We start from the raw sequence: 6,080 nt of genomic DNA, 5'->3' as shown, positions 1-6,080 counted from the left end.
AGCGGTGTGATTATCGAGCATCCATGCCAAAGCTGCCATGGCCGCGGCGTCAAGACTCAGAAGCAGACCCTGCAAGTCAAGGTTCCAGCAGGCATTGACAACGGCCAGCAGATCCGTCTGGCCGGCCAAGGCGAGGCCGGCAAGAACGGCGGCCCTTACGGGGACTTGTACATCGTCTTCCGTGTCCGTCCAAGCAAGGACTTCACCCGGCGGGGGCAAACCATTTACACGACCGTGCCGATTTCCTTTGCTCAAGCAACCTTGGGTGATGAAATCAATGTCAAGACGGTTTATGGTGACACCAAGCTGAAGATCCCGGCCGGCACGCAGCCGAACCAGAAGTTCACCTTGAAGGAAAAAGGGGTGCCAAGTCTGCGCGGCGGCAGCACCGGGGACCAGATCACCACGGTCGAAATCGTGATCCCGAAGTCGATCAACGAAGCCCAGCGCAAGGCCCTGCTCGAATTCGTCAAGGCCAGCGGCGGCACGATTGCCCCGCAAGAGAAGGGCTTCTTCGAAAGATTGAAGGAGAAGTTGAGCTGAAATTGAAATAGCTAAATAAAGAGGCAGTCTCAAAGGACTGCCTTTTTTAATGACTAGGATAAGACAAACGGCCGGTTTTCGGTTATAATTGTTTAGTACTTTAGTAAGGATGCGAGAAAATATATGGACTTACAGAAATTAAAAGACTATCAAAAGCACATCCGCAATTTTTCAATCGTGGCGCACGTCGACCACGGTAAATCAACGATTGCCGACCGTATTTTGGAATTGACGGATACGGTTTCCAAACGGCAGCTGAAAAATCAAATGTTGGATGACATGCCTCTTGAACGCCAGCGCGGGATCACGATCAAGATGAACTCAGTGCAGGTTAAGTATCATGCCCAGGACGGTGAGGACTACATCTTCCACTTAATTGACACCCCAGGACACGTCGACTTCTCCTACGAAGTTTCGCGGTCACTGGCTGCCTGTGAAGGCGCGGTACTGGTTGTTGACGCTTCTCAAGGCGTTCAGGCGCAGACTTTGTCTAACACCTACCTGGCCCTGGAGAACGATTTGGAAATCTTGCCGGTTTTGAATAAGATCGACCTGCCGAGTGCCGACCCTGACATGGCCAAAAGCGAAATCAGCGACATGCTGGGGCTTGATGCCAGCGATGCCGTTGAAGTATCCGGCAAAACGGGCCAGGGCATTCCGGAACTTTTGGAAAGAATCGTCACGGACATTCCAGCACCGACTGGCGATTTGGAAAAGCCGCTGAAGGCCCTCATCTTCGACTCCAAGTATGACGACTACCGGGGCGTGGTCATGTCTGTCAGAATTGAAGAAGGCATGGTCAAGCCAGGTGATGAAATCATGATCATGAACACCGGCAAAAAGTATGAAGTAACTGAAGTCGGTGTTTCCAGTCCCCACCCGGTCAAAGAAGAAATCCTGGTTGCCGGGGACGTTGGCTATATTACCGCCAACATCAAGTCTGTCCGGGAAACCCGGGTCGGTGACACGATCACCAGTGCCGCCAATCCGACGGCGGAAGCCTTGCCAGGCTACCGGCAGATTCCGCCAATGGTTTACTCTGGTATGTATCCGACCGACAACCGGGATTATGACGATCTGAAAGAAGCCCTGCAGAAACTGCAGCTTAACGATGCTTCTTTGGAATTTGAACCGGAAACTTCCCAGGCTCTGGGCTTTGGTTTCCGCTGCGGCTTCTTGGGCCTTTTGCATATGGACGTTGTCCAAGAACGGCTGGAACAGGAATTTGACCTGGACCTGATCATGACGGCTCCGTCGGTTGACTACCATGCCATCATGCCAAACGGCGAAGTGAAGCTGATCGACAACCCGGCTGACCTGCCGGAAGCCGGCGAATACAAGGAACTGCAGGAGCCTTACGTCAAGGCGGAAATCATGGTGCCTAATGATTTTGTCGGCGCTGTGATGCAGCTGTGCGAAGGCAAACGGGGCGAGTTCCAGACCATGGACTACCTGGACAAGTACCGGGTCAACGTGATCTACGAGATGCCGCTGGCTGAAATCATCTATGACTTCTTTGACCAGCTCAAGTCCTCAACCAAGGGCTATGCTTCCTTGGATTACGAAATTATCGGCTACAAGGCTACCAACCTGGTCAAGATCGATATTCTCTTGAACAAGGAACCAATCGACGCTTTGAGCTTTATCGCCCACCGCGAAGAAGCCAGAGACCGGGCCGTGCAGATGACCAGCTTGCTGAAGAAGCTGATTCCGCGGCAAAACTTCCAAGTTGACATTCAAGGCGCGATCGGCTCCAAGATCATTTCCCGGGCCACGATCAAGCCTTACAGAAAAGACGTTACCTGGAAGATCCACACCGGTGACCCTGACCGGCGGGCCAAGCTTTTGGAGAAGCAGAAGCGGGGCAAGAAGCGGATGAAATCTGTCGGCCGGGTGGAAGTCCCGCAGGATGCCTTCATGGCTGTTTTACGGATGAATGACGATGACATCAAAGGCAAATAAGAAAAAAGAAAAAGACCATCGCGCCCGCCGCATTCTCGTGCGCTGCTTCGCGGTTATCCTCTTTATGCTGGGGCTGGCACTGGTCTTCAACCAGCAGATTACTGCTTTTCTGGTTAAGCAGAACCAGAACGCTGCTTTAAGGGGCTTGACGCGCGAGCAAATAGTTGAAAACCAGAAAAAAGCGGGGATGTACGACTTTAAGAAGGTCAAATCAATCGACTTCGCCCAGACCACCCGCAGCCGCATCAAGAATACGGCCGGTGCGATCGGGGCCATTGCCATCCCCAGCGTCAAGCTCTACCTGCCGATCATGAAGGGCCTGTCAGACGCGGCCATGTCTACTGGGGGCGGGACCATGCGCAAAGACCAGAAGATGGGCCAGGGCAATTATCCTTTGGCCGGCCACTACATGACTGATCAAGGCGCCCTGTTTTCCCCGCTTGAACGAGTCGAGCTGGGCAGCAAGGTTTATCTGACTGACTTGAAAAAGGTCTACGTGTACAAGATTTACTATAAAAAAGTTGTTGACCCGAGTGCCGTTTGGCTGGTGGCCAACACAAAGAAGAAAATCGTGACTTTGATCACTTGTGCTGACGGCGGGACAAACCGCTGGTCCTTAAGAGGGAAGCTGCTTAAGACCATGAAGGCCAGCAAGCAGAATTTGGAGATGTTTAAACTTCGATGAAATGGCAAGAAAGAAAGGCCGCTCCATTAGCGAGCGACTTGGTTGAGGAATTTCAACTTAACCCGTTGACGGCTAAGTTGTTTTCTTTGCGCGGCAATGACACAGCAGAAAAAATCGACTTTTGGCTGAACGCCAGTGAAGCTGACCTGGCCGATCCTTTTTTGATGCATGACATGGACAAGGCAGTTGACCGGATCAATCAAGCACTTGACCGGGGCGAAAAAATCACCATTTACGGGGATTATGACGCTGACGGCATCACTGCCACGGCCATCATGACCGAAATGCTGGCGATCATGGGGGCAGACGTGCACTACTTCATTCCTGACCGCTTCAAGGACGGCTATGGCCCCAGCCTAGAGCGCTACAAGCAAATCGTCGCTGACGGGACCAACTTGATCATTACCGTCGACAACGGGGTCACCGGGATTGAGGAAGTTGCCTATGCCCAGGCTCACGGCGTGGACGTGATCGTGACCGACCACCACACCTTCAAGGAAGAAAAGCCGGCTGCCTATGCTTTGGTGCACTGCAACTATCCAGGCCAGGCCTATCCCTTTGACGACTACTGCGGCGCCGGGGTGGCTTATACGATCGCCCGGGCGGTTCTGGAGGACACGGCCAGTGAATTCCTGGAACTGGCGATGATCGGGACCATCGGGGACATGGTGAAGGTGTCTGGAGAAGGGCACATCATCGTCAAGCGCGGCTTGGAGCTGCTGAACGAAAGCAGCCGTCCGGGCCTGCAGGCCTTGATCCGCAATGCTGGCTTGACTCCAGGGATGATCGATGAGGAAGACGTTGGCTTCAGCATTGCTCCGCGCCTGAATGCCTGTGGCCGTTTAGCCGATGCCAGCCTGGCCGTCCGCCTGCTGCTGGCGGAAAGTCCTGGGGAAGCCCAGGAACTGGCTGACCAGATCGAAGAATTGAACAACCGGCGCAAGGAACTGACCCAAGAGACCATGCAGGCCGCTGAGGCCCAGATCAAGGCCCGGGGCTATCAGAAAGCCCCGACCCTGACCCTGTATGATCCAGACTGGCATGAAGGGGTAATGGGCCTGGTGGCCAACAAGGTGGTTGAAAAATACCACAAGCCAACCTTGATGCTGACCAAGAACGAGTCCGGCATAGTCAAGGGCTCAGGCCGCTCCAGCCAGGGCTTCAACCTCTTTAATGCCTTGAAGCCGTTTGAAGGGCAGTCGATCACCCAGTTTGGCGGGCACGATTTTGCCTGCGGCTTGTCGACGACAGAAGACAAGCTGCCCCAGCTGCGGGAGGACTTCAACCAAAGCTTCGCGCAAGGAGAGCAGGCAGCTGAGAAGGTGCAGGAATTTGACGGCACGATCAGTCCTCTGGATGTCGACTTGACCAGCGCGGCCGACCTGGCCCTGGCCGGTCCTTTCGGCACGGACAATCCGCAGCCGGTTTTTGAAATCGCCAAGCCGCAGATCAGCAACTTCCGCCCGATGCGGAAGGGCTGCAGCTTTATGGTCGGGCAGGTTCGCGCGGTCGATTTCGACCACGCCCTCAACCAGACGATCCTGCCTTACCTGCAGCAGATGCTGGTCAAGATTGCGCGCAATACTTTTAAAGGCAAGACAAACGTGCAGTTCCGGGTCGTCGATCTCAAATACGGACAGCCGCTTTACGCGCCAGCCGCGCGGATCGTGGACTTCCGCGAGCAGGAGGAACTGCTGGGCTTTGCCGACAAGTACCTGCTTTTTAACGAGAAAAACCTGCCCCAGGCCATGAGCCACTTTGGCTTGACCAGTCAGCAGGTCAGTCTGGCCAAAGACAACGAGGACTTGAGCCAGCAGATAGTTTCCGTCCTGGACGTGCCGGCCAATGAGGCCCAGCTCAATTTCGTCCTGTCCAAAAAATACCGGCAGCTTTACCTGCGCTTCCAGCTGGACCAGCTGCCTGGCGACAGCCTGCCCAGCCGGGGCAATTTTGGCCTGGTTTGGCAGTACTTCCTGGCGCATCCAGGATTAAAACCGAATGATTACATGAAAGCTTCCGGGCAGCTGGGAATAAATCCGGACAGCATCATGTTCATTTTGAGGGTGTTTTTTACCCTTGATTTTGTTAAAATGGAAGAGGACAGATTGCTCCCGCAGCCGAGTCTGACAAAGAAATCTTTAGACGATTCAGCCTATTACCGTTCAGTGAAAGCAGAATATGCCTTCGTTAACAAATTACGAACAATCTCTTCGAATGAATTAATTCGCTACGCCAACGGCCTAGCAAATGGAGGATTAAAAAATGTCAATTGATTTTAAGAAGTATATTGCCAGCATCAAGGACTTCCCGAATGAAGGAATCATCTTCCGGGACATCACCCCGATTCTGCAGGACGGAAAAGCCTTTGCGGCAGCTACTCACGAAATAGCTGAATACGCCAAGAGCCGGCAGGCAGACGTGATCGTCGGGCCTGAAGCGCGGGGCTTTTTGGTTGGGACTCCAGTAGCAATCGAACTTGGCATCGGCTTTGTTCCTGCCCGCAAGCCGCACAAACTGCCGCGGGAAGTTGAAGCAGCCGCATATGACCTGGAATACGGCTCAAACGTGCTGGAAATGCACAAGGACGCTATCAAGCCAGGCCAAAGAGTAGTTATCTGCGACGACCTGATGGCAACTGCCGGCACCCTGCACGCGACTAAGGAACTGATCGAGCGCTTGGGCGGCAAGGTTGTCGGGGCTGCCTTCTACATTGAGCTGACTGACTTGAAGGGCCGGGAAAAGTTCCCGGACGTGGACATCTTCTCATTGGTTCAATATAACGGTGCTTAATTTCAGAGAAAAATAAAAGGCGTTTCTTACTTGTCAGAAGTAAGAAACGCCTTTTTTGAATTAGGCCAAGTGGTCCAAGTGCTCGGTCATGGCATCGATG

Annotated in this window: 5 protein-coding genes; all 5 read left to right on the top strand. The window is 53.5% G+C overall.

The genetic code is table 11. The features are described 5' to 3' along the window. Window positions 1-543: DnaJ C-terminal domain-containing protein (locus lacNas_RS09375; RefSeq protein WP_280515442.1), on the top strand; the 543-nt coding region annotated here is incomplete at its 5' end. Window positions 544-666: 123 nt separating this feature from the next. Further along, complete coding sequence (gene lepA / locus lacNas_RS09370; RefSeq protein ID WP_201330787.1) at window positions 667-2,505, top strand: translation elongation factor 4; 1,839 nt, start codon at window positions 667-669, stop codon at window positions 2,503-2,505. Further along, entirely contained in the window at window positions 2,486-3,190 is a 705-nt protein-coding gene (locus tag lacNas_RS09365) for a class A sortase (protein WP_201330786.1), read from the top strand. The genes lepA and lacNas_RS09365 overlap by 20 nt, the downstream gene beginning before the upstream one ends. Beyond that, complete coding sequence (gene recJ, locus lacNas_RS09360; RefSeq protein ID WP_201330785.1) at window positions 3,187-5,463, top strand: single-stranded-DNA-specific exonuclease RecJ; 2,277 nt, start codon at window positions 3,187-3,189, stop codon at window positions 5,461-5,463. Before lacNas_RS09365 ends, recJ begins: the two co-directional genes overlap by 4 nt. Beyond that, complete coding sequence (locus lacNas_RS09355) at window positions 5,453-5,980, top strand: adenine phosphoribosyltransferase (protein ID WP_201330784.1); 528 nt, start codon at window positions 5,453-5,455, stop codon at window positions 5,978-5,980. Before recJ ends, lacNas_RS09355 begins: the two co-directional genes overlap by 11 nt. Window positions 5,981-6,080 lie beyond the last annotated feature (100 nt).

It is taken from the genome of Lactobacillus nasalidis (genome assembly GCF_016587775.1).
Lineage (GTDB): Bacteria > Bacillota > Bacilli > Lactobacillales > Lactobacillaceae > Lactobacillus > Lactobacillus nasalidis.
Note: the sequence above shows the minus strand (reverse complement) of the source record. Positions and strands in the feature narration are given on the sequence as shown.